The sequence below is a fragment of the uncultured Salinisphaera sp. genome (genome assembly GCF_964012375.1).
Classification (GTDB): Bacteria; Pseudomonadota; Gammaproteobacteria; order Nevskiales; family Salinisphaeraceae; genus Salinisphaera.
Window position 1 is genome coordinate 22,033 of the sequence record NZ_CAXGSH010000016.1, and the last position, 23,828, is coordinate 45,860.

The 23,828-nt window shown below is 64.0% G+C and carries 22 protein-coding genes; 15 read left to right on the forward strand and 7 right to left on the reverse strand.

Going from position 1 to position 23,828, the window contains the following annotated elements; all coding sequences use genetic code 11:
* The first annotated feature begins 39 nt into the window (after nt 1–39).
* The 3 genes from ABNU97_RS04645 to ABNU97_RS04655 all read left to right on the forward strand — a co-directional run bounded on the left by ABNU97_RS04645 (nt 40) and on the right by ABNU97_RS04655 (nt 2,524).
* A complete protein-coding gene (locus tag ABNU97_RS04645) occupies nt 40–342 on the forward strand; it encodes a type II toxin-antitoxin system RelE/ParE family toxin (protein WP_348765584.1) in 303 nt (100 codons plus the stop codon).
* On the forward strand, nt 332–1,534 hold the full coding sequence (locus ABNU97_RS04650; RefSeq protein ID WP_348765585.1) for a HigA family addiction module antitoxin: 1,203 nt from the start codon (nt 332–334) through the stop codon (nt 1,532–1,534). The genes ABNU97_RS04645 and ABNU97_RS04650 overlap by 11 nt, the downstream gene beginning before the upstream one ends.
* A gap of 114 nt (nt 1,535–1,648) precedes the next feature.
* The gene (locus tag ABNU97_RS04655) at nt 1,649–2,524 is read left to right on the forward strand and encodes an MBL fold metallo-hydrolase (protein WP_348765586.1); all 876 of its coding nucleotides are present in this window, start codon (nt 1,649–1,651) and stop codon (nt 2,522–2,524) included.
* 25 nt (nt 2,525–2,549) lie between these two features.
* Here the strand turns inward: ABNU97_RS04655 and ABNU97_RS04660 are convergent, their stop codons facing one another.
* Nucleotides 2,550–4,415 carry a DUF3413 domain-containing protein gene (locus ABNU97_RS04660; RefSeq protein ID WP_348765587.1) on the reverse strand — a complete coding sequence of 622 codons (1,866 nt, stop codon included), beginning with the start codon at nt 4,413–4,415 and terminating at the stop codon, nt 2,550–2,552.
* A gap of 229 nt (nt 4,416–4,644) precedes the next feature.
* Here ABNU97_RS04660 and ABNU97_RS04665 point away from each other — a divergent pair, with 229 nt between their 5' ends.
* Both ABNU97_RS04665 and ABNU97_RS04670 read left to right on the forward strand, forming a co-directional pair.
* A complete protein-coding gene (locus tag ABNU97_RS04665; protein WP_348765588.1) occupies nt 4,645–5,331 on the forward strand; it encodes a TIGR00153 family protein in 687 nt (228 codons plus the stop codon).
* A gap of 39 nt (nt 5,332–5,370) precedes the next feature.
* On the forward strand, nt 5,371–6,636 hold the full coding sequence (locus ABNU97_RS04670; RefSeq protein ID WP_348765589.1) for an inorganic phosphate transporter: 1,266 nt from the start codon (nt 5,371–5,373) through the stop codon (nt 6,634–6,636).
* 50 nt (nt 6,637–6,686) lie between these two features.
* On the opposite strand, the gene ABNU97_RS04675 is transcribed toward ABNU97_RS04670, so the two are convergent.
* The gene (locus ABNU97_RS04675) at nt 6,687–7,649 is read right to left on the reverse strand and encodes an alpha/beta fold hydrolase (RefSeq protein WP_348765590.1); all 963 of its coding nucleotides are present in this window, start codon (nt 7,647–7,649) and stop codon (nt 6,687–6,689) included.
* Nucleotides 7,649–8,683 carry a YihY/virulence factor BrkB family protein gene (locus ABNU97_RS04680; RefSeq protein WP_348765591.1) on the reverse strand — a complete coding sequence of 345 codons (1,035 nt, stop codon included), beginning with the start codon at nt 8,681–8,683 and terminating at the stop codon, nt 7,649–7,651. The genes ABNU97_RS04675 and ABNU97_RS04680 overlap by 1 nt, the downstream gene beginning before the upstream one ends.
* 147 nt (nt 8,684–8,830) lie before the next feature.
* Here ABNU97_RS04680 and ABNU97_RS04685 point away from each other — a divergent pair, with 147 nt between their 5' ends.
* Nucleotides 8,831–9,286, forward strand: coding sequence for a YbaN family protein (locus ABNU97_RS04685; RefSeq protein WP_348765604.1), 456 nt, complete (start codon nt 8,831–8,833; stop codon nt 9,284–9,286).
* On the opposite strand, the gene ABNU97_RS04690 is transcribed toward ABNU97_RS04685, so the two are convergent.
* Nucleotides 9,219–10,208, reverse strand: coding sequence for a hypothetical protein (locus tag ABNU97_RS04690; RefSeq protein WP_348765592.1), 990 nt, complete (start codon nt 10,206–10,208; stop codon nt 9,219–9,221). The genes ABNU97_RS04685 and ABNU97_RS04690 overlap by 68 nt on opposite strands.
* 167 nt (nt 10,209–10,375) lie before the next feature.
* On the opposite strand from ABNU97_RS04690, the gene ABNU97_RS04695 reads away from it, so the two are divergent.
* From ABNU97_RS04695 to ABNU97_RS04705, 3 genes are all read left to right on the forward strand, one after another.
* Complete coding sequence (locus tag ABNU97_RS04695) at nt 10,376–10,681, forward strand: carboxymuconolactone decarboxylase family protein (protein ID WP_348765593.1); 306 nt, start codon at nt 10,376–10,378, stop codon at nt 10,679–10,681.
* A 234-nt stretch (nt 10,682–10,915) separates the two neighbouring features.
* Complete coding sequence (locus ABNU97_RS04700; RefSeq protein WP_348765594.1) at nt 10,916–12,724, forward strand: chloride channel protein; 1,809 nt, start codon at nt 10,916–10,918, stop codon at nt 12,722–12,724.
* A gap of 140 nt (nt 12,725–12,864) precedes the next feature.
* Entirely contained in the window at nt 12,865–14,187 is a 1,323-nt protein-coding gene (locus ABNU97_RS04705) for an NCS2 family permease (protein WP_348765605.1), read from the forward strand.
* Here the strand turns inward: ABNU97_RS04705 and ABNU97_RS04710 are convergent.
* Complete coding sequence (locus ABNU97_RS04710; protein ID WP_348765595.1) at nt 14,184–14,645, reverse strand: Lrp/AsnC family transcriptional regulator; 462 nt, start codon at nt 14,643–14,645, stop codon at nt 14,184–14,186. The two genes, ABNU97_RS04705 and ABNU97_RS04710, sit on opposite strands and share 4 nt — an antisense overlap.
* A 491-nt stretch (nt 14,646–15,136) precedes the next feature.
* On the opposite strand from ABNU97_RS04710, the gene ABNU97_RS04715 reads away from it, so the two are divergent.
* Both ABNU97_RS04715 and ABNU97_RS04720 read left to right on the forward strand, forming a co-directional pair.
* Nucleotides 15,137–16,468, forward strand: coding sequence for a divalent metal cation transporter (locus tag ABNU97_RS04715; RefSeq protein WP_348765596.1), 1,332 nt, complete (start codon nt 15,137–15,139; stop codon nt 16,466–16,468).
* Between the two features lie 89 nt (nt 16,469–16,557).
* On the forward strand, nt 16,558–17,937 hold the full coding sequence (locus ABNU97_RS04720) for an FAD-binding oxidoreductase (protein ID WP_348765597.1): 1,380 nt from the start codon (nt 16,558–16,560) through the stop codon (nt 17,935–17,937).
* A 46-nt stretch (nt 17,938–17,983) separates the two neighbouring features.
* Here ABNU97_RS04720 and ABNU97_RS04725 read toward each other — a convergent pair whose 3' ends face one another.
* Nucleotides 17,984–18,682, reverse strand: coding sequence for an alpha/beta hydrolase (locus ABNU97_RS04725; protein ID WP_348765598.1), 699 nt, complete (start codon nt 18,680–18,682; stop codon nt 17,984–17,986).
* Nucleotides 18,683–18,760: 78 nt separating this feature from the next.
* On the opposite strand from ABNU97_RS04725, the gene ABNU97_RS04730 reads away from it, so the two are divergent.
* Entirely contained in the window at nt 18,761–19,117 is a 357-nt protein-coding gene (locus ABNU97_RS04730; protein WP_348765599.1) for a MerR family transcriptional regulator, read from the forward strand.
* On the opposite strand, the gene ABNU97_RS04735 is transcribed toward ABNU97_RS04730, so the two are convergent.
* On the reverse strand, nt 19,114–20,229 hold the full coding sequence (locus ABNU97_RS04735) for an AI-2E family transporter (RefSeq protein WP_348765600.1): 1,116 nt from the start codon (nt 20,227–20,229) through the stop codon (nt 19,114–19,116). The two genes, ABNU97_RS04730 and ABNU97_RS04735, sit on opposite strands and share 4 nt — an antisense overlap.
* 185 nt (nt 20,230–20,414) lie before the next feature.
* Between ABNU97_RS04735 and ABNU97_RS04740 the strand changes: the two genes are divergently transcribed.
* The 3 genes from ABNU97_RS04740 to ABNU97_RS04750 all read left to right on the forward strand — a co-directional run bounded on the left by ABNU97_RS04740 (nt 20,415) and on the right by ABNU97_RS04750 (nt 23,652).
* Nucleotides 20,415–21,164, forward strand: a complete 750-nt coding sequence (locus tag ABNU97_RS04740) for a cytochrome C (RefSeq protein ID WP_348765601.1) — start codon at nt 20,415–20,417, stop codon at nt 21,162–21,164.
* Between the two features lie 3 nt (nt 21,165–21,167).
* A complete protein-coding gene (locus tag ABNU97_RS04745; RefSeq protein WP_348765602.1) occupies nt 21,168–22,376 on the forward strand; it encodes a cytochrome c in 1,209 nt (402 codons plus the stop codon).
* An 85-nt stretch (nt 22,377–22,461) separates the two neighbouring features.
* The gene (locus tag ABNU97_RS04750) at nt 22,462–23,652 is read left to right on the forward strand and encodes a heparan-alpha-glucosaminide N-acetyltransferase domain-containing protein (protein WP_348765603.1); all 1,191 of its coding nucleotides are present in this window, start codon (nt 22,462–22,464) and stop codon (nt 23,650–23,652) included.
* The last annotated feature ends 176 nt before the right edge of the window (nt 23,653–23,828 follow it).

Here is a 23,828-nt window from a genome sequence, read left to right on the forward strand (position 1 = left end):
TGACGGACGGGTGCCCTCCCATCCGCACCAGGGAAAGTCATGGAGATACGGTTCAGAACGAACCAACTCCAAAGATGCTACGAGCGGCAGAAGACAGCGGTTCGTAAATTCGGCGACGAGGTGGCCCGCCGTTATGTCCTTCGTATCAATATCATCAAGAGCGCTCGCGACATTGACGAGCTGATCGCGCTGCCTGTCTTGCGGTGTCACCCATTGAAAGGTGATCGCGACGGCCAATATGCGGTCAAACTAAATGGCTTCTATCGACTGATTTTCACGCTCGAAGGCGACTCGCTAACGATTGTTCGCATTGAGGAGGTGAGTAAGCACTATGGCGACTGAAACGACTCTTCACTCCGATCTTGCGATCGCGCCCGGCGAATATCTGCAGGAAGTGCTGGAGGACGCCGGCCTGACGCAGAAGGATCTTGCGCAACGCACCGGACGCCCCGCGCAGGCAATCAACGAAATCATCAAGGGAATTAAATCCATCACGCCGGATACTGCGATCCAGCTGGAAACAGTGCTAGGCGTGCCGGCGCATATCTGGACCGGACTCGAGAGCGAGTACCGGCTCGCACTCGCACGCCAAGAAGAAGCGTGTGCGCTTACAAAAGAGCGCCCGCTAATGCGCGAGTTTCCATTCAAGGAAATGGCTGACCTCGGCTGGGTAAGTTACTCGCGCAAACAAGACGAACGCATTAGAGAGCTACGGCGTTTCTTCGGCGTTGCCTCCCTGGCTAATGTTGAAAACGTGGGTACTTATGCGCCGGCTTTCCGACACGCGCAGCACCGCGCACCTTCGCAATTGGCCGTCGCGGCCTGGATCAAAGGCGGCGAGCACGACGCAAAAAGAATCCTCACAGCGTCGTTCGACCGGCAAAAGCTCGAGGCTCGGGTCAATGCCATTCGCGCACTCGTAAGCCATCGTAATACGGCAGAAGCAATTGCCGAGCTATGCGCAATCCTCGCGGAGTGCGGCGTTGCCCTCGTACTGCGGCCGCATTTGAAAAAGACGTATTTAACGGGCGCAACCTTCTGGATGCGATCGCAGAACAAAGCCGTGCTCATGATGAGCTTACGAGGGAAATGGGCAGATATATTTTGGTTCACGCTCTTTCACGAGCTTTGCCATATCCTCAAGCATCAGAAGCGACAAACATTCGTGGATTTCGAAGGAATCGCTGACCCAAACGTTGCCAAACAGGAAGACGAGGCTGACTCTTACGCTCAAGAAACGCTGATCCCATCAGTCGATTGGGACGAGTTCATCGCCGATAGAGATTTCTCGGCAAGCGCCATCGCTGAGTTCGCGGCACGGGTCGAGATAGCGCCGGGCGTCGTTACCGGACGTCTTCGCCGTAAGGAGTTAATAGCGCCCAATCGACACGATTTTCGCGACCAAATGGACTGGTCGGCCATCGCGCCCAATCACTTGGGCACGCAAATCACCGGGCGATTCGACAGCGCTGAAACTTCCGACCTCCAACTTCCTAACCGCTTCGAGCGACCTCGCATCATCGATTTTGATTGATGATCGTTACCAAACGCGTTTTCTCGCGAGTCGAGGCTCCTTACCTGAGCAGTATTTAAAGCGTCGCTATTATCACCAAGTCTGTTCGTATTGACCCGCCCATAGCGACACGACATGCCGCACGAACAACCCCAGACCCAATCCACCAATATCCACCATCTGCGCGTGGGCGATTTCGTCGTCACCACGATTCAGGATGCCTATCTGCAGGGCGGGTTCGGGCTGATCTCGAATCTGGACGAGGCGACGGTGCAGGACTTGCACACGGCGAGCCGGCGGCAGACGCCGCCGAGGATCACGTTGAACTGTTATCTGGTGAATACGGGCGACGAGCGGATTCTGATCGATACCGGGCTGGGCGGTCTGGTGGGCGATGAAGGTGCGCGGCTGGGCGCGGGGCTCGGCGAAATGGGGCTGACGTCTGCGGATATCGACCGCGTGATTCTGACCCACGCGCATCCCGATCATTTGGGCGGGCTGATCGATAGCGACGACAACCTGGCCTTTGGCCAGGCCGAGGTGCTCGTGCCGGCCGGCGAGCTGGATTTCTGGCGCGGCGCGGTGCCGGAGGATGCCGGCGAGATGCTGCGTAGCCATTTCGCCAATGCACAGCGGGTGTTTGATGCCTGCGCGGCGAACCTGCGCGCCATCGAAAGCGACGCCATCCGGCCCGGCATCACGCGCTATCCGCTGCCCGGCCATACGCCGGACCACAGCGGTTATCGCATCGAATCCAACGGCGAGAGTCTGTTGATCGCGGCGGATATCGTGCACCTGCCGCAGATTCAGTTTCCGCGCCCGGATGCGCAGGTGATGTTCGATATCGACCCCGAACAGGCGGTGCGTTCGCGCCAGGCGCTGTTCGCCGAGGTGGCGGCGAGCGGCGAGCTGATCGCCGGCCACCATATCGACTTCCCCGGCATCGGCCATGTGGTGGCCGATGGCGCGGGCTATCGCTTTCTGCCGCACGTTTGGTCGCCGTTCGTTTGAAACGGCGCGGCGACCTGCACGACGGCTAGTCCGTATCCCGAAAGCGCGTCATCTGTTCCAGCGTGGCCTGAATAGCGGCCGGTGAAGGACTGTCTTTACGCGGCCGATAGTCGCGGTCCAGCGCTTCGGGGCGGCCGATAGCGGGGAAGTCGATAAAGCCGTTTTCGGTCATCGCGGCATGGCCGCGGTACTGGGCCATGATCATCGGCAGACGGTCGGCCGGCTGGAACAGGTTGTGGCCGACGCTGGTGGCGTCAAACGCATTGTTCACGCCGAGCGCGTGCTCGAGCAGCGTGGGCGCGACGTCGAGGCTGCTGGTCATGTAGTCGGTCTGGGTGCCGGCCTCGGTACGGCCGGGCCAGTGCACGATCATGGGCACCTGGGTCTGGTAGCGGCTGTAGTCGCCGTTGTGGCCCCAGTAGTTCAGGCCCAGATCGTTGAACTCCTGGCCGTGGTCGCCGGTGACGACGACGATGGTGTCGTCCATCAGGCCCTTGGCTTCAAGCGTGTCCAGCGTTTTGCCGACGAGGCCGTCCACGAAATGCACCGAGTTGCGATAGAGGTTGTGCAGGCCGGTGGGGTCGGTGTCTTCGTCCAGGGCTAGGTAGTTGACGCTGTCCCAGCTGGGCTGGAACGGACACGGGGCATCGTCCGGCAGGTCGTAGGCGTGCGGCGAGTCGTAGAAGACCATGCCGAAGAAGGGTTTTTCGGCGTCGGGATCGCGTTGTTCGAGATAGTCGATGAAATCGCGGTTGGCGTCGATATCCCGCGTGGGCGAATCGTTGCCTTCGGATTCCATGCGCAGCTCTTTCATGCCGGAGAAGATGGTGCGATGGAATTCGGGCGAAGACAGCGGCGCGCTGCGAAAGATGCCGAAGTCGTAGCCCAGGTCCAGCATACGACTGACCAGCACAGGCCGGGTATTGGTTTGCAACATGCTGTGCCAGTAGGTGCCGGGAATGCCGTAGAACAGCGTGAACATGCCGATACGCGTGGCGTTGCCGCCGCTGTAGTGGTTCATGAAGCGCTGGTTATTGGCCGCGAAACGCGCCATATGCGGCGACACCTGTTCATTCATGGCATCGAACCGCCAGGAGTCGATGACGATGAACACGATATTCTTCGGCTCGGCCGGGGCGTCGGTTTGCAGCGGCACCCGTGGATAGTCGATGGAGCCGTCCAGAGCGGTATCGCCGCCCCAGCTGGCCTCGGCCACGTCGAAGCCGCGCTCTTCGAGGAAATCCTTCGCGGTGAGCGGCTCGTAGCCGGGCAGCAGACGGGTCTGGCGGGTGACGTTGCCGTCGCCCATGGCATCGGCATAGGCATGAAACAGGTTGGTGCCCAGCAGCAGCGCCACGCAGGCAGCCGCCATGCCGTAGCCGAAGCGGCGCTGGCGTGTGGCAGCCACCAGCCGCCAAACGGCCCAGCCCACGCCCCAGAGCGCGACGGCCACGCCCAGGCAAATGAGGGCCACCTGAATCTTCATCGCCAGCGAAAACTCGAAAGTCTCTTCCGAGGCGCCCGAGAAGAATAAGGACACTAGGGCGCCGTTCAGATGAAACCGGTATTGCTGAAAGACCTGCGTATCCACCAGCAGCAGGCCGGTCAGCACCACGCCGATTGCCCAGGCCAGCGGCACGATCACGTGCCGGTACGGCACCAGCAGGGCGAGCAGCATGACCGGCAACAGGCCGATGAGTGCCACCGACAGAAAATGGGCAAAGAACATCGCCACGCCAAAGCTGCGGGCCGCGCCGCCGGTGGCCAGATCCCCGACGTCGAGGTAGCGCAGGGCCACCAGCGACAGCACGAGGGTGTAGGCAATCACAAGCCAGCCGAGCCAGCGCAATAGCGCGCTGCGACCGACGCCGGACGGTACGGGGTTGAGCATTGGGTTAGAAATTCGTCTGATAGGTACGCTGAAGCATATCGGACACATTTCAGCGCAAACGTTCCCTGCCACGACGTTATAAACCAGCGACATAGGCCGAAAGCGCGTGCCCAGGCCCGTTCGTCGCGGGCTGGACACCCACCGCTATGATGCGGCAGGTCACCAGCGCCGGTCATACGACTGACATACTGTGCGCCGAGCATGAACCGCCGACTCACCCGGAGCCTTCATGGATCCTACCAAGAACAGCCCTTTTCCAAGCCTGTTCGGCAAGTCGCCCTTCGGCGCCCTGACCGACCATATGCGCCAGGTGGAACAAGGCGCGTCGCTGCTGCTGGAATTCATCGCGCACAGCCAGGCCGGTGACTGGGACGCAGCCGAGGCGCTGCATCAGCAGATCAACGATTGCGAGCATGCGGCCGACGATCTCAAGGATCGTATCCGGCTCAACCTGCCCAGCACGCTGTTCTTGCCGATCTCGCGTGCCGACCTGCTGGTCCTGGTCGAGGCTCAAGACAAGATCGTTAACAAGATCAAAGACATATCCGGGCTGATGACGGGCCGGCGTATGCAGTTCCCGGACGCTCTGCAGGCGCCGATTCGTGCCTATCTGGAAACCACGCATGCCAGCGTGGCGCAGGCACGCAAGGTGCTCGAGGAGCTCGGCGAGCTGCTGGACTCCGGCTTCGGGCGCAGCGTGGGCGAACTCATCGCCGACATGGTCGCCGAGCTCGGGCGGCTGGAAAACACCTCGGACCAGCAGCAGGTGGCCATACGTCGCCAGCTGCTGCCGCTGGAAAGCGAACTGCCACCGCTGGAGATGATGTTCATCTACCGTGTGATCGATGCGATCGGCTCGGTGGCGGATCGCGCCGAGCGCGCCGGCTCGCGCCTGCAGATTCTCGCCACCCGCTAAACACTTTCGGGCCCGCGCCCTCGTTACAAGGATCGCCCGATGTCGATCATCGCCCAGCACGCCGAGTTGTTCCTCATTCTGGCGTGCGTTTTCGGTTTCTTCATGGCGTGGGGCATCGGTGCGAACGATGTGGCCAATGCCATGGGCACATCGGTCGGATCGGGGGCGATCACCATCACCCAGGCGGTGATCATCGCCGGCATTTTCGAGTTTCTCGGCGCCTGGCTGGCGGGCGGCGAAGTCACCCAGACCATCAGCGGCGGGCTGATCCGGCCGGAAGTATTTGCCGATACGCCGCAGCTACTGGTTTACGGCATGCTCGCAGCGCTGCTCGGCGCCGGCTGTTTTCTGTTGCTGACCTCGACCCTGGGCATGCCGGTATCCACCGGCCAGTCGATCGTGGGCGGTATTCTCGGCTTCGCCCTGGTCTCGGTGGGCACGGAGCCGGTCAACTGGGCCGAGATCGGCAAGATCGTGGCCAGCTGGATCGCCTCGCCGATCATTGCCGGCACGCTCGCCTTTCTGCTGTTCGAGTCGATACGCCGGCTGGTGCTCAACCACGACAATCCGGCCGAGGGCGCCCGCCGCTATATTCCGTTGTACGTGTTTCTGGCCGGGTTCGTGATCTGTCTGGTCACGCTGGTGAAGGGCTTGAGCCATGTCGGCCTGGAACTGTCGACGCCGATGAGCATTCTCGGCGCGGTCATACTGGGCATTGTCGCGGCGGTGATCAGCCGACTGTTGCTCAACCGGGTACAACTGCTCGATACCCACCAGCGCTCCGATCGTTATCGCAACGTGGAGCGCGTGTTCGGCTTCGCCCAGGTATTCACCGCGGCCACCATGGCGTTCGCGCACGGCTCCAACGACGTGGCCAACGCCGTCGGCCCGGTCGCGGCCATCATCAACGTGCTGAACAACCCGGGCCAGATCGGCGGCGAATCGGAGCTGGCAGCCTGGGTTCTGGTGCTCGGCGGCGTGGGTATCGTGTTCGGGCTGGCCACCTACGGCCATCGGGTGATTCGCACCATCGGCGCCAAGATCACCTCGCTCACCCCCACCCGCGGCTTTTCGGCGGAGCTGGCCGCGGCCACCACCGTGGTGCTGGCGACCTGGTTCGGTATTCCGGTATCCACCACCCAGACGCTGGTGGGCGGCGTGCTCGGCGTGGGCCTGGCCCGCGGCATTCGCGCGCTGGATTTGAGCGTGCTCGGCCGCGTCTTCCTCGGCTGGCTGCTCACCCTGCCCGGCGCGGCGCTGTTCACCGCGGTGTTCTACTTCATCCTGCGTGCCGTGTTCGGCTAAAACGCCGACCCGGCTTCGGGCACTAAACGGGCACTAGCGGTCGGCCCGGGTCAGTCCGTGGACAGCGGACTGGCCAGAAATGCGCTCACACGATCGAACAGCTGCGGCGCACGGCGTTCGAGCAGCAAAAAGTGCGTGCCGCGACCGATTTCGTCGTACTGCTTATAGGCGCTGCCCAGCCGATCGAAGAGCCCCAGCGCGTCGTCGCGGATCGCGGTCGCGTCCTGAGTGGCCCGAATCACGAGCGTCGGCACGTCGATATCGCCGGCTTCGTAGCGGGCGCGGCCGTTGAAGGCTTCCCATAGGTCCACGAGCACGCCGTTGGGGGCACGCACATAATCGGCCGGTTCGTCGCGCAGCATCTGCTCGTACCAGCGATCGAGGACCGCCGGGTCGCGCCAGCTGTCCGGATCGTCGGCGATGATTTCTGCATCCCAGCGTTCGCGGGCCTGCTCGGCGTTTTCCGTGCGGTAGGCACCCAGCGGGCGCAGGCGGTGGGGGTTGTCGCGATCTTCCAGGGCGTTGATACGGTCGAGCCGCTCACAGCTGTAGACCGGGGCGAACAACACCAGCCGGTTGATCGTACCCGGGCGGCTGGCGGCATACATGCCGGTGGTCATCGTGCCCCAGGACCAGCCCACCAGGTCCACGGTGTCCACGCCGGTCCGTTCGCGAATGGTGGCGATGGCGTCGGCGATATCGGCCACCGCGCTTTCCGCACGGGCAAAGGGCGGGTTGTCTTTTGCGGGCTGGTCGAGCACCGGGCTGCGCGTGGAGGCGCCGTAGCCGCGCACGTCCAGCGCATAGGCGCTATAGCCGTCGGCCACCGCATGGTCGAGCCAGCTGCTGGTGGGCACGTCGAACATCACGCCGGGATAGGTCGCGCCGTGTACGAACAGCACGGCCTTGGTCGGGGCATCGGCGGCGGGCGCGTCCGAACGCTTTTCGCGCAGGTGGATACGCTCGTCCCGCGCTTCGGAACTGGCAATGAACAGATCTTCGCAGTGTGCCATCAGCCCGGCCCCGGTTTTTTGTCTTCAAAGTCGATATCGTCGGCGCGCTTGGCGATGTTGTCGGCCACGAAGGCGCCGCGTTCGCCCATCGGTTTGCCGCCGGAGGTGGTGGTGTCGTGCGCGGTCTGGAACTCCAGCTGGGCGTTGAGCTCGCCGCCCATGAGCATGATCAGCACGGTGATATACATCCAGGTGAGCACCACCACCACGGCCCCGAGCGAGCCATAGGTGGCCGAATAGGTGTTGGAAAACGCCACGTACACCGAAAACGCGAGCGAACCGAGTATCCAGAACACGGTCACGATGGCCGCGCCCACGAACACCCAGCGCCATTTGGGCGGGCGACGACTGGGCGCATAGCGATACAGCCCGGCGATGCCGGTCATGAGCACCAGCGCGGCACCGCCCAGGCCCAGCCCCCGGCCGACAGCCACCATCCAGTCGCCAAAGCCCAGGGCCGCGAACAGCAGCGGTACGCCGGCCGCCATGACCGCCACCACGCTCAGGCCGAGCACGATGGCAAAGGTCAGGGCCAGCGATACCGCGATCTTGACGAAGAAATTGCGGGTTTCGCGCTCGGCATAGACCACGTTCAGCGCGATCATCAGCGCGGTGGTGCCCTTGCGCGCGCTCCACAGCGCCAGGCCCAGGGTGAAGAACGCCGCCAGCCCGAGCGAGGCCTGCGGCTTGGCGGCGATCTGGGTCATCTGGCCGGTGACGGTGGAAATCACGTCCGGCGGCACCACGTCGTCGAGCTGGTTGAGCTGATCGACCACGCCGGCCGGATCCAGAAACAGCCCGTAAATGGCCACGAACGCGGCAATGCCCGGAAAGATGGCCAGCAGTCCGTAAAACGATACCCCGGCGGCGATGATCGACAGGTTGTTGTCGTTGAAGGCGTGATAGACGCGCATCGCGACATCGCGCCAGCCCTTGAAGGGAATAGCCACGGGCGTGGACGCGCGCCGGCCACGGCCGTCGGCGGGCGGCTGCTCGTTCGACGAAAGCTGCTCGGCATTATGACGGTGCACCATGTTCTCCCTGACCTCGATACCTGCCAAACACGAACGACGCGACCCGGACCGGCCCTGCGTCGGCATGACAGCGCCGATACACGCGGCGTAGCATCGCGCCATGCCTCGCCCCAGCCGCTACTCTAACCCAACGCTGACGTGGTCACGATGCGTGAGCGCATGACGCTCAAGCAGTATCTGCTGGTCGCCGCGGCCGCGCTGCTGTTCGCGCTCGGCGTGCTCGGGGTGTTTCTACCGCTGCTGCCCACCACGCCGTTCATGCTCGCGGCCGTGGCGCTGGCCTCGCGCGGCTCGCCGCGCTTCGCGGCCTGGATACGCGCCAACCGCTATGCCGGCCCGGCCATCGTCAACTGGGAACGCGAAGGCGCGCTTACGCTACGTGCCAAGATCACCGCGCTGGCGATGATCGCCGCCAGCGCGGCTATCGTCTGGTGGCATATCGACTATCGGCCGCTTGCGATCGGCGTGACCCTGGGCCTGGCCTGCGTGGCCACCTTCCTGGCCACGCGCCCCACGCCGCAGCGCCGCCCGCCGGCTAGTCGAAGCGCAGACTCTCGAGCATCGTCTGGATCTGGCGGCGATAACGGTCCGGATCGCCGCTGACCGTTGCGGTGACCTGGTACTGGCGCTGTTCGCCGATGCGATACAGCCAATGCGAAACCGTATCGCCCATTTCGCTCTGTGTGCTGTAGTGCAGCGACTCGTAATCACCCACCCGGCGCGTATCGGCGCTGGGGGCGCCGTCGGCACGCACCGCTTCGGCGTATTCGGCCAGGGTCGCGATACCGGGCCGGTGGTCGCGCATGACGGTGAGCACGAACCCGTCACTGATCTCACTGGCGGCCGCATTGCCCGGGCCCAGCACCTTGAACGACACGCTGTCGTCGCCGTCGCGCGATACCTGCGCCCCCTTGGGCCGTTCGATGGAAAAACCCAGCTCGGGATTGCGATAGCGGGCCTCGGCATCGGTTTCTTCGGGGTCGGCCGCTGCGGCCGATACGGGCACGAAGCTCGTCAGAATGGTATCGCTGACCGCCTCGGAGGCGCCGTCAACCACCATCACGGCCACGCGCTCATCAGCCAGAGCGATCGCCTTGACCGCGCGCTCGGCCCCCGGCTCGTCCTGCACCAGCACCACGCTGCCGTCGGTGTTGCGGGTTTCGCTGGCCGCGCTTGGATCGTCCAGCGCATTCATGGCCAGCGCCCGTAGCGAACGCCCGCCCAGCGCCGTGGTGGAGACACGCAGGCTTAGCCCTTGCCCCTGCAACACCCGGGTGTCGCTGTTGCCCTGTGCTTCGGCGGGCAGCAGAGCCCGCGGATAATCAAACGCATAGCCCGCGCCGGTATCGCGATAGTGGGCAAAGTTGTCGGGTGTGGCGGCCCGCCCGGCCGCCGGGCCGGACTGGCCCTGGGCCGCGGCCAGCACCACACCGGCCGTGCACGCCAGCATCAGCAGCACGAGCACGGCGATCCGGATGGCAGGGCGATTGATCTTGCCGTGGTATCGCATGGCGACGTTTTCCATTCGAAATAATGCTTTATCACCGACACCCCGGCGGCGCCAAGGTTTCCCCGCGAACGCGACCTTGGTTGCGTTGACAGCTTCGTCGCGGTGCGCGCAGGGTCGATTGCAGCGGTGCCAGAACCAAACCAGAACATCGGCACCGCCCATAATCACTATCGGAGGAGCAGATGTACGACCGCAAGAATCTGGAACGCCTCGGCCAGCTCGACCGCGGCGCGCCCCAGGGCATGGACGCATTCTGGGCATTCGACAAGGCCGCGTTCGCCGAAGGCGCGATCGACGCCAAGACCAAGCAACTCATTGCGCTTGCCGTGGCCATGACCACCCAGTGCCCTTATTGCCTGGAATTGCATACCCAGGCAGCACGCGACGCCGGCGCCAGTGACGCCGAACTCAGCGAAACGGCGGTGGTGGCAGCGGCCATCCGCGCCGGCGGCGCGATCACCCATGCCACGCATATGTTCGACAAGTAGAGACGCGCCTCGAACAGGCTCGGCGGCGCCCAACAGGGACGCCGCCGAGCCCCTGCACAAGCCCGACACCAGCCCCGTGAGGCTTCGTCTGGAGGCAGGGTTGCTGTATACTCCACACACCTCAGGACGGCCGCCAAACGGCATGCCCAGCGAAGCGGGCCACCCAGACCTGCTTCACGCGCGACACCCGTCGCCGCGGCGGCCGACTCGACACCCAGCAAAGCAGGGATTGCATTGGCCCGGTCGCGCACTATCGAACGTTCCAGCCTCGTACTCAGCCTGCTGGCCGTGTGCGTGGGCGTGGCGGCCGGCTACGGCGCATCGATATTCCGCGACCTGATCGCCGTATTCCACAACCTTGCCTTCTTCGGCGAGCTGTCGCGCATCTACGACGCCAACGAACATACCGCGGCGAGCCCGTTCGGCGCCTGGATCATCATCGTGCCCATGCTCGGCTCGGTGGCGGTGACCTTTCTGGTGCAGAACTTCGCCCCGGAGGCCAAGGGCCACGGCGTGCCGGAAGTCATCGACGCCATCTACTACAAGGGCGGGGTGATTCGCCCGAACGTGGCCGGGGTGAAGGCGCTGGCCTCCTCGATTTCCATTGCCACCGGCGGCGCGGTGGGGCGGGAAGGCCCGATCATCCAGATCGGCTCGGCGCTGGGGTCGAGTATCGGCCAGGTCACGCTGCTACGCGAATGGCAACGCAATACCCTGATCGCCGCCGGTGCCGCGGCCGGCATTGCCGCTACCTTCAACGCCCCGCTCGGCGGGCTGCTGTTCGCGATCGAAATCATCCTGCCGGAAACCTCGGGGCGTACGCTCATTCCGGTGGCCCTGGCCACGGGCGCGGCCTCCTTCGTCGGGCGGGCGCTGTTCGGCAATACCCCGTCCTTCGATATTCCGGCGCTGGCCAATCAGGCACTCGACCTGAACTCGCCGGAACTGTTCGGCGTGTATGTGGTTTTCGGCATCCTCATGGGCCTGGCGGCGCTGGTGTTCACGCGCAGCATCTATGTATTCGAGGGGCTGTTCGAGCGCATGCCCGGCAACGACTATTCGCGCCACCTGATCGGCATGGGGCTGGTGGGCGTGATGATGTATGCCTTCATGACGCTCACCGGCGAGTACTACGTCGAGGGCGTGGGCTATGCCACGATCCAGGATATTCTGGAAAATGCGCTCACCTCGCCCTGGCTGTTGCTGCTGCTGTTCGTCGGCAAGCTGCTGGCCACCTCGCTGACCCTGGGCTCGGGCGCCTCCGGCGGCGTGTTTTCGCCGGCGCTGTATCTGGGCGCGACGCTCGGCGGCGCGTTTGCCGTGGCCATGCAGCATTTCGCGCCCTGGTTCGAACTCGACGTGGCCACCATGGCGGTCCTGGGCATGGCCGCGGTAGTAGCCAGCTCTACCGGGGCAGCGCTGACCGCGATCGTGATCATCTTCGAAATGACGCGCGACTATCACGTGATCATTCCCATGATCATCGTGGTGTCGATTGCCTACTACGTTCGCCAGTTCCTCATGGCGGACACGATCTATACCTTCAAGCTCTCGCGGCGCAACCACCCGGTGCCGGCCTCGCTGGAAACCAATCTGTTCATGCTGCAGAAGGCCTCGGAGTTTGCCGACCCGCGCGTGATCCGGGTGGGCAACAACCGCGGGCTGGCGGAAATCCGCCGTCGCTTCAAGCGCTTCGGGCGCCAGGCCCCGAACGTGCTCGTGCTCGACGCCGAGCAGAAAATTCAGGCGATCTTTTCTACCCGCCGCCATTATCGGCTCACCCGACGCGCGAAGATCCGCAGCTGGGCCGACGAGCATATGGAAACCGACTATATCGTCGTCGCCGCCGACGACATGGTCTTCGATATCGTCGGCCGGCTGCGCGCGGCGAAGTGCGAAGTGGCGCTGGTCACGCCGGACGGAAAGATGAGCCACCCGCGCGAAGTCGAGGGCGTGCTCACACTCTCGGACGTGGCACGCAGCAGCCGTCTGGCCCGCCAGATGGAGCGCCGTCGACCACGTGCCGAAGCCGGGTCGCCCTGACCGGGATCGCGGGCGAAGCGCATCCTGCGCGCCACCCGGTGATAGAGCCGGGGCCTGGCCGGCATGTTTTTTGTATCATGCGCGCCCTATCAAAACGTCTACCGCCCCCAGGCCCCAGCGCAGGATCCGCCGTGAACGCGATTGCCCGCTATTTCGATTTCGATAACCTCGGCACGAATTGGCGTACCGAGAGCATCGCCGGGCTGACGACGTTCCTGTCGATGGCCTATATCCTGTTCGTGAACCCGGCGGTGCTGTCGCTGGCCTCGGTGCCCGACGCGGCCGGGCTGGGCATGCCTCGCGATGCGGTGTTCACCGCCACCGCCGTGGCGGCGGCGTTCGGCTCGCTGGTGATGGGTTTGCTGGCGCGCTATCCGATCGCCCAGGCGCCGGGCATGGGCCTGAACGCCTTCTTTGCCTTCTCGGTGGTGCTCGGCATGGGCATCGAATGGCAGACCGCCCTCGCCGGTACGTTCGTCTCCGGCCTGATCTTCATGGCCCTGACCGTCTCGCGCCTGCGCGAACGGGTGATCAACGCCATTCCCGACGAGCTCAAGCATGCCGTGGCCGCCGGCATCGGCCTGTTCATCGCCTTCATCGGCCTGACCAATGCCGGCATCATCGTCAACGACGATGCCCTGCTCGTGGGCCTGGCCCCGCTGACCGACCCACAGACGCTGCTGGCGATCTTCGGCCTGCTGGCCACCGTCGTGTTGATGACGCTGCGCCTGACCAGCGCGATTTTTCTGGGCATGGCGCTCACCGCTGTCGTGGGCATGCTCACCGGGCTGATCGACCTGCCCGCCCATATCGTCAGCCCGGTGCCGGATATCAGCCCGGTCGCCGGGGCGGCCATTGCGCGCCTGCCGGATCTGTTCACCCCGCAGATGGCGGTGGTCATCGGCACCATGCTGTTCGTGGACTTCTTCGACTCGGCCGGCACGCTCATGGGCGTGGCCCGCCAGGCCGGGCTGATTCGCGACAACAAGCTGCCACGGGCCGACCGTGCCCTGTTTGCCGATGCCCTGGCCACCACGGCGAGCGGCCTGATCGGTACCTCCTCGACCACCGCCTATATCGAATCCGCCTCGGGCGTGGCGGCCGGCGGGCGCAGCGGCTTTACGGCCGTGGTGGTGGGCCTGCTGTTTTTGCTGGCGCTGTTCTTCTCGCCCCTGCTGGCGGTGGTTACACAAGCGGTGACCGCGCCGGCGCTGATCGTGGTGGGCGTGCTCATGGCCGCCTCGCTGCGCCATATCGCCTGGGATCGCTTCGAAACCGCCGTGCCGGCCTTTCTCACCGTGCTGTTGATGCCGTTGACCTATTCGATCGCCACCGGCATCGCACTCGGCTTTATCGTCTACCCGATCACCATGGCCGCCGCGCGCCGCCACCGCGAGATTCATCCGCTAATGCTCGCACTGGCGGTAATCTTTCTGGGCTATTTCGTATTCCTGCGACCTTAGGTAAGCGGCAGGCCCTGATAGTCTTTTAGCGTCTGCAGCACGATCGCCGTTTTCACGTGGTTTACCGTTTCGTGCGCGAGTAGCTGGTCGTTGACCAGCCGCGAGAGCGCTTGCAGGTCGGTGGTCGCCACTTTCAGCAAATAGTCCATATCGCCCGTCAGGGCATGGGCCTCCAGCACTTCCGGCAGGCCGGCCAGGAACTCGGCAAAATGCGTGGCGTTGTCGCGGTTATGGGTCGCCAGCGTTACCCAGATCATCGCCAGCATGTCGTAGCCGAGCTTGTCGAAGCTCAGTTCGGCGCGATAACCCTGGATGAATCTCTCTTTTTCAAGCCGTGCCCGGCGCCGCGAACACTGCGACGGCGACAGCGAGACGAGCGCGGCCAGTTCGTTGCTCGTCAGGCGGCCGTCGCGCTGGAGATGAGCGAGGATCTTTCGGTCGAATTTATCCAACTGCATGAGCGACGCGCCTATTCTATTTTTTATGCACTGACGACGCGCTATTGCGCGAATTTGCCCTGGTTATGCGCCATTCCCGCACGCATCGACGCATAGTATTGAAGCAGGCGACAAAACAAAAACAGCCCGATTCGACAACATCCCGCCAGAACACGTGACCGCGTGATGGGCGGATTCGTTTTCGTTTCAGCGTGCCCAGGAGATGTCATCCATGAGCCAACCCGGCCCCAAAGCCGCTCGGCGCCGGTTGTGCGCGGCCGCGCTGGCGGCCACAGCAGTACGTGCGCGCGGCCCTCGCTTTTCTAGCTGACCGTACAAGCACGCGCGACTCGTATCGGAGGCGCCGCATCGCTGACATACCGGGATCGCCCATGTTCTGAAGCGGGCACGCTATAACCAAAAATCGCGAAAAATCGCGAAAATACAATAAAATATCAGCTGCTCAAGCCAGCCGAGGCCGGTGCGAAGCGGTGCGTTCGAGGAGATATGAAGTGAGTGACCATCACAGTAAGCCGTATACGTCATCGGACGCGGCGCCGCCGGCTGCCCGGCGATCCCGGTATCTGGCCGCCATCGGCCCGGGTTTTCTGTTCGCAGGCGCGGCGATTGGCACCTCCCATGTCGTCCAGGCCACACGGGCGGGCGCTGATTACGGCACCGGCCTGCTGGCCTTCATCCTGCTCGCCATCCTGATCAAGTATCCCTGCTTCTATTTCGGCCCGCTCTATGCGAGCAAGACCGGCAATTCGCTTGTCGAAGGCTACCGACAGACGTTCGGCAAAGCCGTGGTGGCCCTGTTCGGCCTCGTCCAGATCCCGGTGTTCGCGATCATCGTGGCCGCGATTGCGATCACCACGGCCGGCGTGGGCGGCAATCTGCTCGGTATTCCGCTCAGCGCGCCGACGTTTGCCACGGTGCTCATTGCGGCCTGCTGCGTGATCATCTATGTCGGCGGCTATGCGATTGTCGATGCCGTCAACAAGCTCTTCATCGCCATTCTCAGCGTGACCACGATCATTGCCACCGCGCTGGCACTGCCGAACGTGGACTGGAGCTTCTACCCCAGCACGGCCGTTTCGCCGCTGTTGAGCCACACCACGTTCGTAACGCTCGTGGCGGTACTCGGTTTCATGCCGTCCGGTCTGTCGCTGTCCATCGTCAACTCGCTGTGGTCGCTTGCGCGTAACGACACCAACGGCGCCCGCGCCGACAGCCGGCAGGAAAAAACCGATTTCGATATCGGCTATATCGGTTCTGCCCTCATTGCCGCCTGCTTCGTGATCATGGGCGCCGGGGTACTGCACAGCCAGAACATCAATCTGGCCACCGGCTCGGTCGGGTTTGCCAACCAAGTGGTGGATCTTTATGTCGCCACGCTGGGGCCGTGGAGCGGTTTCGTGGTCGGCATTTCCATCTTCACGGTGCTACTGACCACGCTGCTGACCGTGCTCGACGGCTTTCCGCGCGTGGTGGTCGCCGTGTTCGAAAGCCTGGCCCGCGACCGATCCGAGCAGCAGTCCGAGCAGGCTCGGGTCGGGCAGCGCCAGGGCGAGCTCTATATGGCCATGGCGGCGCTCTCGTTACTGGCGGTACTCATTCTGTATTTTCTGATGAGCAACTTCTGGCTGTTCATCAACTTCGCCATGATTACGTCGGCGGTGATCAGCCCGCTGCTGGCGGCGCTGAATCATTTCACGATCAACGGCGCTTCGGTCGCGCCGGAGGATCGGCCCTCGGCATGGCTCAACGCCTGGAGTGCGCTTGCGATCATCACGCTCGCGGTGTTGTCGCTGTGTTACCTGTACGTGCGCTTTTTGAGCTAGGCACACGGCACACGAGAACCTGTTCACCGCCGGGCTGACCACAGCCCCGGCGCTCGACCGCTTACAAGCGCCAGCAGAGGAAACGCCCCATGGCCCTACTCGCCGATCTGCAAGCCGCCTTCGAACCGGGCCGCGTGGTTGCGCCCGAGCACATCCCCAGCCGCCACCGCAGCGATTGGGGCGTGGCCCTCGCAGACCATGAACAGCCCGCCGCGCTCGTCTATGCCTATGACGCCGCCGACGTCTCGCGCGCGCTCGAGATCTGCGCTGGCTACGACTGCGCGGTCGTCGCCCAGGGCGGGCTTACGGGCCTGACCGGTGCGGCGACACCGGTCGACGGCTGTGTGATCGTCAGCCTCGAACGCATGCGTGCGATCGAGGAAATCGATTCCGCCGCCGCCACCATGACGGTCGAGGCCGGCGTGCCACTGGAACGGGTGCAACAGGCCGCCGCCGAGGCCGGCTTTTTCTTTCCCCTGGATCTGGGCGCACGCGGCTCCTGTCAGATCGGCGGCAATATCGCCACCAACGCGGGCGGCAACCGGGTATTGCGCTACGGCATGGCACGCGATCTGGTGCTGGGTCTGGAAGTGGTGCTGGCCGACGGCAGCGTGGTGACGTCGCTCAACAAGATGCAGAAGAACAACGCCGGCTACGACATCAAGCATCTGTTCATCGGCAGCGAGGGCACCCTCGGCATCATAACGCGCGTGGTACTCCGCCTGTTCCCGGCCACAACGAGTGAATGCACCGCGTTGTGTGCAGTCTCGGACTACGATTCGGTACTCGCTTTTCTGGCCCTTGCGAAAGCGCGCCTCGGGCCCATGCTATCGGCGTTTGAAGTGATGTGGCCGGACTTCTATCGTCTCGCGCTTGAGGCGAACGATATGCGCCCGCCGCTGGACGAGCACCATACGGCCTATATTCTGCTCGATACGCTCGGCACGGATCCCGAGGCCGATCAGGCCCGCTTTGAAGACACCATCGCCAGCGCCCTCTCCGAGGGTCTGGTCGTGGACGCGGTGCTGGCCCACTCGCTGGCAGACAGCGAGCGGCTGTGGACACTGCGCGGCCTGGCCGGCGAGTTCAGCCGCGTGTTCTCGCCGCGTATCGATTTCGATATCAGCGTGCCGATCGGCGATATCGGTGTGTTCATCGAGCGCGCATATGCAGGACTGATGGCGCAATGGCCCAGCGCGCGCGTGCTTGGCTGGGGCCATATCGCCGACAGCAACGTGCATCTGTCGGTCAGTATCGACCAGCAGCCACAACCACTGGAAGCCGTCGAGCGCACCATTTATGCGCTGGTGCGCGAATACGGCGGCTCCATTTCTGCCGAGCACGGCATCGGCCTGCTCAAGAAACCGTTTCTGGATTATTCCCGCAGCCCCGGCGAGATCGCGCTCATGCAACGGATGAAACAGGCGCTCGATCCGGCCGGGCTGCTCAACCCCGGCAAAGTTCTCTAAAACCGCGCTGCGCCGCAACGCAATCCGCCGGCCGATGTGGGCCTGGCTAAAGGCTGGCGTTACACCAGAACCGATCGTTGCCCGCACCGATCATATCGCGCAGAGCGCTCAGCACCGCGGGCAACCGCGTATAGCCGTCGCGGCCGAGAAAATGGCCACCGTCGGGCGCGAGCAGCAACGGCGAGTGCAACCGCTCGGCCAATGCCATACTCAAATTGAATGGCACGATCGGGTCATCGCGCGCGGTTATCACAAGCTGGCGATCGACATGCGCGTGGATCGCGTCGAAATCGAGTTGCGCCGCGACGAAGGCGTCGAGTTGCGGCAGGGCAGGCAACGGGTCGGCGAACGCCGATACCAGCACCAGACCGGCCCAGTGCGCGCCTGCCGGGTCGGCATCGATACGCCGCTGTAACGACGCCAGCAGGGCGATACCACCCAGGCTATGGGCCACGAAATAAACCGGCCGTTGCGTATTGCAGGTCAGCCGATCGAGCCGTTCGGCCCAGGCACCGGGCTCGGGGGCCGTGGGGTCGGGCAGGGCAATACGACGGGCTTCGATCCCGCGATCGGCCAGCGCGTTTTCGAGCCAGCCAAACCAGTGATCAGACGGTGTGGCCGCATAGCCGTGGATGATGATAACCAGCGGCCGTGCCGGTCGGTCGCTAGCGGCTGGCGCCGCTAGCAAGCCGGGCGCACAGACGCCCAATAACAGCATGCACAGGCATTTGAACGAACAAGACATGACGACGATCCATCGTGTGATTGACGAACCGATCCTGCGCCTTGACAGTACTGTCAAGGTCAATACCTATTGAGTGCCATGCATATCGGCGAGTTCGCCAAGCACAGCGGTATCAGCGAGCGGATGCTGCGTTATTACGAAAACCGTGGCGTGCTTACGCCCCGTCGCAGTGCCGCCGGCTACCGCCAATACAGCGAGGCCGATCTGCGCCAGGCAACGCTCGTACGGCAGCTCAACGAGGCCGGCCTCAAACTCGACAGCGTGGCGCTACTGTTGCCGTGCCTGGTGGACGACGCGCCGCATTTCGACCCCTGTGATCGCGTGCGCGCCACGCTGGCGCACGAGTTGAACGCGCTCGACCAGAAGCTCGACGCGCTACAACAAAGCCGTACCCGCCTCGCGCGGCTGGTCGACCAGGTCGAAAACGCGGTCTAACGCCCCAGCAGGCGTCCCAGCGGGCGCAGCTCTTCGATGTGATCGCAGGTGACCTTGCACACCACCAGCAGCGGCACGGCCATGAGCATGCCGGCCACACCCCACAGCCAGCCCCAGAAGAACAGCGCGAAGAACACCATCAAGGGGCTCATCTCGAAACGCTGGCCGTGGATGGCCGGCGTAACGAAATTGCCTTCGAGCACGTTGAGCGCGAACACGGCCGCAGGCGCGGCCAGCACATGCCCGAGGGTGTCGAAGGTGGCAAACGACGCCAGCGTGATCGCGGCCAGCGAGATCGCCGCACCGGCATAGGGGGCGAAGTTGAGCACGCCCACGAGCACGCCCCAGAGCATCGGGTCGGACAGGCCGATCAGCCACAACACCAGCGCGACGCTGGTACCGAGCAGGATATTGATCGCGGTCACGGTGAGCAGGTAGCGGCTGATATCGCTCTGCAGATGGCGCACGATACGAACCGCATTGCGCCGACTTCGCCCCGTTCGCGTCATGATGAGCAACTTTCGAAACACGAAACCGCGTCCGCACAGCATGAAGTAGAGCATGATCAGGGTCATGAACAGAATGCCGGCCGACCATTGCAGATTGGTCACGATCTGATCGCGCAGGCTTTCGTCGTTGATGCTGATGGTCTGGCCCTGGTTGGCCGCCTTGCCGATCATCTTGGTGGCGGCCTTCTTGATCTCCTCGGTGCTTTCGTTCATGTCCTGGATCTGCTGCTGCAGCTGAGACGTTTTCTCCTCGAACGAGGTAAACGCTTCCGGCGCGTGCTTGATCCAGTACTGCGCGGGCCCCATGAGCATGTAGCAGCCGTAGACCACGACGGCGGCAAAGCTGCCGATCAGCAACAGCGCACTGATCCAACGCGGGATATAGAGCCGCTGCATACGCGTGACCAGCGGGCCCAGCAGCAGGTTGAAGATCAGTGCGAGCGCGACCGGTATGAAGATGAAGCGCGCGAAGTAGAGCGTGTAGAGCGTCAGGATGACGAGAATCGCGGTCATGATGAACGAACGAATCTGAATCGGTCGCTCGAACAGGCGCATCACCTCGCGCTGGGGCGGCTGCTGTTCATCGTCACGGGTATCGGCCATACATACTCCTATCGGCACGCGGCGTGGTTGTTGAAGCACGCTCGGCGATGAACCGTAAGGGGCACCCCGATTACGCGCTATCCGTATCGCTGCGTACGTACGCGTCGGCCCACCGGAACGTCGACCGTTACCGGCCTCCGATTTGGTCGCGGCGGCGTATCGGCCGATAATAGTCGAGCAATGCCATGCCGCCCTCTCGATTCAAGGATGCCGCGACCGTGCCCGCTATAAGAGTTCTTCTAATCGGCGCGCTGCTCGGCGGGCTGGCGTGCCTGGCCACGAGCGCCGCGGCTCACGACACAGCGAACAACGACCCCATGGCCGAGCGGCTGGAAGCCTGTACCGCCTGCCACCGCCCCCAGGGCGTCGAACTCGAAGACGGCTACGTGCCACGGATCCACGGCAAGCCCGCCGGCTATCTCTATAACCAGCTGGTGAATTATCAGGACTACCGCCGGCGCAACCGCAGCATGAATCATATGGTGGCGCATCTGTCTCACGACTATCTCTATGAGATCGCGGATTACTTCGCGGACCAGCATGCGCCCTACCCGCCACCGGCCGCCGCGCCGACGGCGGCCCTCGCCGAGCGCGGCGAACAGCTGGTACACCGCGGCGACGAACAGGCCGGCATACCGGCCTGTGCGGCCTGCCACGGCGATCGTCTGACCGGCGTAGAACCCAACACCCCGGGGCTGATCGGGCTGCCGCGCCAGTACATCATGGCCCAGCTCGGTGCCTGGCAGGTGGGTACCCGCCACGCCGCGGCGCCCGATTGCATGGCCGATATCACCCAGCGCCTGAGCGGGCGCGATGTCGAGGCGGTGGCGGCCTGGCTGGCGTCCCAGCCGATTCCCGAGGATACGCGCCCGGTGGCGAATGCCGTGGTCGATCCGCCGCTGGAATGCGGCAGTGTGCCCGTGCCGGAGTCTTAGACCGTGTTTCGCAATCGTATTCTCGTGCTGGCCAGCCTGGCCCTGGCATTCCTGACCTGCACGGCCAGCGCGGCCGATCAGGCGAGGCTCGAACGCGGCGAATATCTGGCCCGGCTGGGCAACTGTGCGGGCTGTCATACCGCACCGGGCGGCGCGGACTATGCCGGCGGGCTGGCACTGGCCAGCGACTACGGCACGTTCGTCACCCCCAATATCACGCCCGATACGAGCACGGGCATCGGCGACTGGAGCGCAGACGATTTCTACAACGCGCTGCATAACGGCGAACGCGCCGACGGCTCGCCAATGTATCCGGCCTGCCCGTACCCGAACTATACCCACGTGCCGCGCGATGATATCGACGCGATCTATGCCTATCTGCAAAGCGTGCCCGCGGTTGAACAACGTCATGGCGACCACGAGCTGGGCTTTCCCTATCGCTATCGCAGCCTGCTCAATGTCTGGCAGATGCTCTATTTCGATGCCGGCGAAATCGAAACCGACACGAAGCAAAGCGATGACTGGAACCGGGGTCGCGAACTCGTGGCCGGCCTGGGCCATTGCGATGCCTGCCATCGCGCCCGGGCGCGCCTGGGCGCGACCAACGATGCCGACGACGCGCCGGGTGCGATGATTCACGGCTGGTATGCGCCGCCGCTGGCCGATCCGGAGCAGGCCGGGCTCCAGCATATGGAACTCGCGGAAGCCGCGGCCTTCCTGCAAAGCGGCAAGCGCGAACATGCCGCGATGATGGGGCCGATGGCCGACGTCGTTTTCGAAAGCCTGCAATACATGCACGACGACGACGCCCGCGCCATGGCGACCTATCTGCGATCGATACCGGCGGTGTCGGTGGATTCGCCGCTGCGCTTGATCCGCATGAGCGACAACGGACGGCGCGAAGCCATGGCCGAAGGCCGACAGATTTACGCCGACAACTGCGCGGAATGTCACGGCGACAACGGCAAGGGTCGTGAGGGCGCGCCGGCACTGGCCGGCAACCGTGTGGTCACGATGGACAACCCGATCAACGCAGCCAACATGATCCGTCAAGGCGGTTTCGCCGCCGCGACCGAAGGCAATCCGCGCCCGCACGGCATGCCGCCGTTCTACGATCTGGACGGCCGGGATCTGGCCGCAGTCATGACCTATATTCGCGGCAGCTGGGGCAACGATGCCGCCCCGGTGACGGCAACCAATCTCGAACGCTGAGCGCAGCAGGCGTCGTCGCTTGCGTCAATCCGGGCATGTCGGATCGCGATGATATAACATCGCGCATTTTCGACGAGAAGCACTCATGAATCAGACGGTTGGCGCCGCAGACGCCACAGGGTTCGACACCCCGGCCCGGGTCGCCAGCCGGGCGCGTATCCAGTCCATCGACGCATTGCGGGGGCTGGTGATGCTGCTCATGCTGGTCGACCACGCCCGCGAGTTCTTCTTCCTGCATGCGCAGGTGTCCGATCCCATGGACGTGAACGAGGTCACGCCGGCGCTGTATTTCTCGCGCCTGGCCGCGCATCTGTGTGCGCCGGTGTTCGTGGCGCTGACCGGGCTGTCGGCCTGGCTCTATGGCGCCCAGCGCAGCCGCGCCGATGTGAGCGCGTTCTTGTTCAAGCGCGGGCTGTTCCTCGTGGTGCTGGAACTCACGCTGGTGAGCTTCGCCTGGACCTTCGCCCTGCCCCCGGAAAAACTCTACTTGCAGGTGATCTGGGTGATCGGCCTGAGCATGATCGCGCTGGCCGCGCTCGTGCATCTGCCCCGGCTCGCGCTCGCTGCCCTGGGTGCGATCATCGTGCTGGGCCATAACCTGCTCGACCCGATCGCGTTCGCACCCGGCGACTTCGGCTATGTGTTCTGGACCATCCTGCACGATCGCGGCGTAATCGATCTGCCCCTGGGCATCGCCGCCCAAACCTCCTATCCGCTGCTGCCCTGGATTGGCGTCATCGCGCTCGGTTATAGCGTGGGGCCATGGTTTGCCAAGGATCGCGACCCGAACGTGCGGGCGGGCCTGCTGTGGGGCACGGGCCTCGCGCTGCTGGCGGCGTTCGTCGTGCTACGCGTGATCAACGGCTACGGCGAACCCGTGCCCTGGCAGGCCGGCGACAGCGGGCTGCGCACGGCGATGTCGTTTTTCAATCTGACCAAGTATCCGCCGTCGGCCGATTTCGTCCTGTTCACGCTGGGTATCGGTACGCTGCTACTGGCCGCGCTCGAACGCGTGCCGGCCGGCGCAGCGCGCATGCTGGCGGTATTCGGCGGCGCGCCGCTGTTCTTCTATCTGCTGCATCTGTACGTACTGCACCTGCTCAACCTCGGTGCGCTGTACTACGCAGGCGCGAATGAGGGCAGCCTGTTCAGCGTGCCGACCATGGGCTATGTATGGCTGATCGCGATCCTGCTCACGCCGCCGCTGGGCTTGGCCTGTGCCTGGTTCGGGCGGCTCAAACGGCGCTCGCCGCAGCCGTGGATGCGTTATCTGTAGACGCTAAAAAGCCGCCGCGGGCAATCGGCCCGTGGCGGCTTTTTAGCGCGAGGGCGTAATACGCTGCCCTAGCTGGCCAGTGCGGTCAGCCCGCCGCGCTGGCCCGTCTCGTCTTCCTCGCGCGAGAGATTGAGCGCGGCAATAATCGCCTTGAGCGCAGCACTCACCGTATCGCT

Coding starts and splice junctions, on each gene's coding strand:
- ABNU97_RS04645 (WP_348765584.1), top strand. CDS start 40: ATGGAGATACGGTTCAGAACGAACCAACTCCAAAGATGCTACGAGCGG.
- ABNU97_RS04650 (WP_348765585.1), top strand. CDS start 332: ATGGCGACTGAAACGACTCTTCACTCCGATCTTGCGATCGCGCCCGGC.
- ABNU97_RS04655 (WP_348765586.1), top strand. CDS start 1,649: ATGCCGCACGAACAACCCCAGACCCAATCCACCAATATCCACCATCTG.
- ABNU97_RS04660 (WP_348765587.1), bottom strand. CDS start 4,415: ATGCTCAACCCCGTACCGTCCGGCGTCGGTCGCAGCGCGCTATTGCGC.
- ABNU97_RS04665 (WP_348765588.1), top strand. CDS start 4,645: ATGGATCCTACCAAGAACAGCCCTTTTCCAAGCCTGTTCGGCAAGTCG.
- ABNU97_RS04670 (WP_348765589.1), top strand. CDS start 5,371: ATGTCGATCATCGCCCAGCACGCCGAGTTGTTCCTCATTCTGGCGTGC.
- ABNU97_RS04675 (WP_348765590.1), bottom strand. CDS start 7,649: ATGGCACACTGCGAAGATCTGTTCATTGCCAGTTCCGAAGCGCGGGAC.
- ABNU97_RS04680 (WP_348765591.1), bottom strand. CDS start 8,683: ATGGTGCACCGTCATAATGCCGAGCAGCTTTCGTCGAACGAGCAGCCG.
- ABNU97_RS04685 (WP_348765604.1), top strand. CDS start 8,831: ATGCGTGAGCGCATGACGCTCAAGCAGTATCTGCTGGTCGCCGCGGCC.
- ABNU97_RS04690 (WP_348765592.1), bottom strand. CDS start 10,208: ATGGAAAACGTCGCCATGCGATACCACGGCAAGATCAATCGCCCTGCC.
- ABNU97_RS04695 (WP_348765593.1), top strand. CDS start 10,376: ATGTACGACCGCAAGAATCTGGAACGCCTCGGCCAGCTCGACCGCGGC.
- ABNU97_RS04710 (WP_348765595.1), bottom strand. CDS start 14,645: ATGCAGTTGGATAAATTCGACCGAAAGATCCTCGCTCATCTCCAGCGC.
- ABNU97_RS04720 (WP_348765597.1), top strand. CDS start 16,558: ATGGCCCTACTCGCCGATCTGCAAGCCGCCTTCGAACCGGGCCGCGTG.
- ABNU97_RS04725 (WP_348765598.1), bottom strand. CDS start 18,682: ATGTCTTGTTCGTTCAAATGCCTGTGCATGCTGTTATTGGGCGTCTGT.
- ABNU97_RS04730 (WP_348765599.1), top strand. CDS start 18,761: ATGCATATCGGCGAGTTCGCCAAGCACAGCGGTATCAGCGAGCGGATG.
- ABNU97_RS04735 (WP_348765600.1), bottom strand. CDS start 20,229: ATGGCCGATACCCGTGACGATGAACAGCAGCCGCCCCAGCGCGAGGTG.
- ABNU97_RS04740 (WP_348765601.1), top strand. CDS start 20,415: ATGCCGCCCTCTCGATTCAAGGATGCCGCGACCGTGCCCGCTATAAGA.
- ABNU97_RS04750 (WP_348765603.1), top strand. CDS start 22,462: ATGAATCAGACGGTTGGCGCCGCAGACGCCACAGGGTTCGACACCCCG.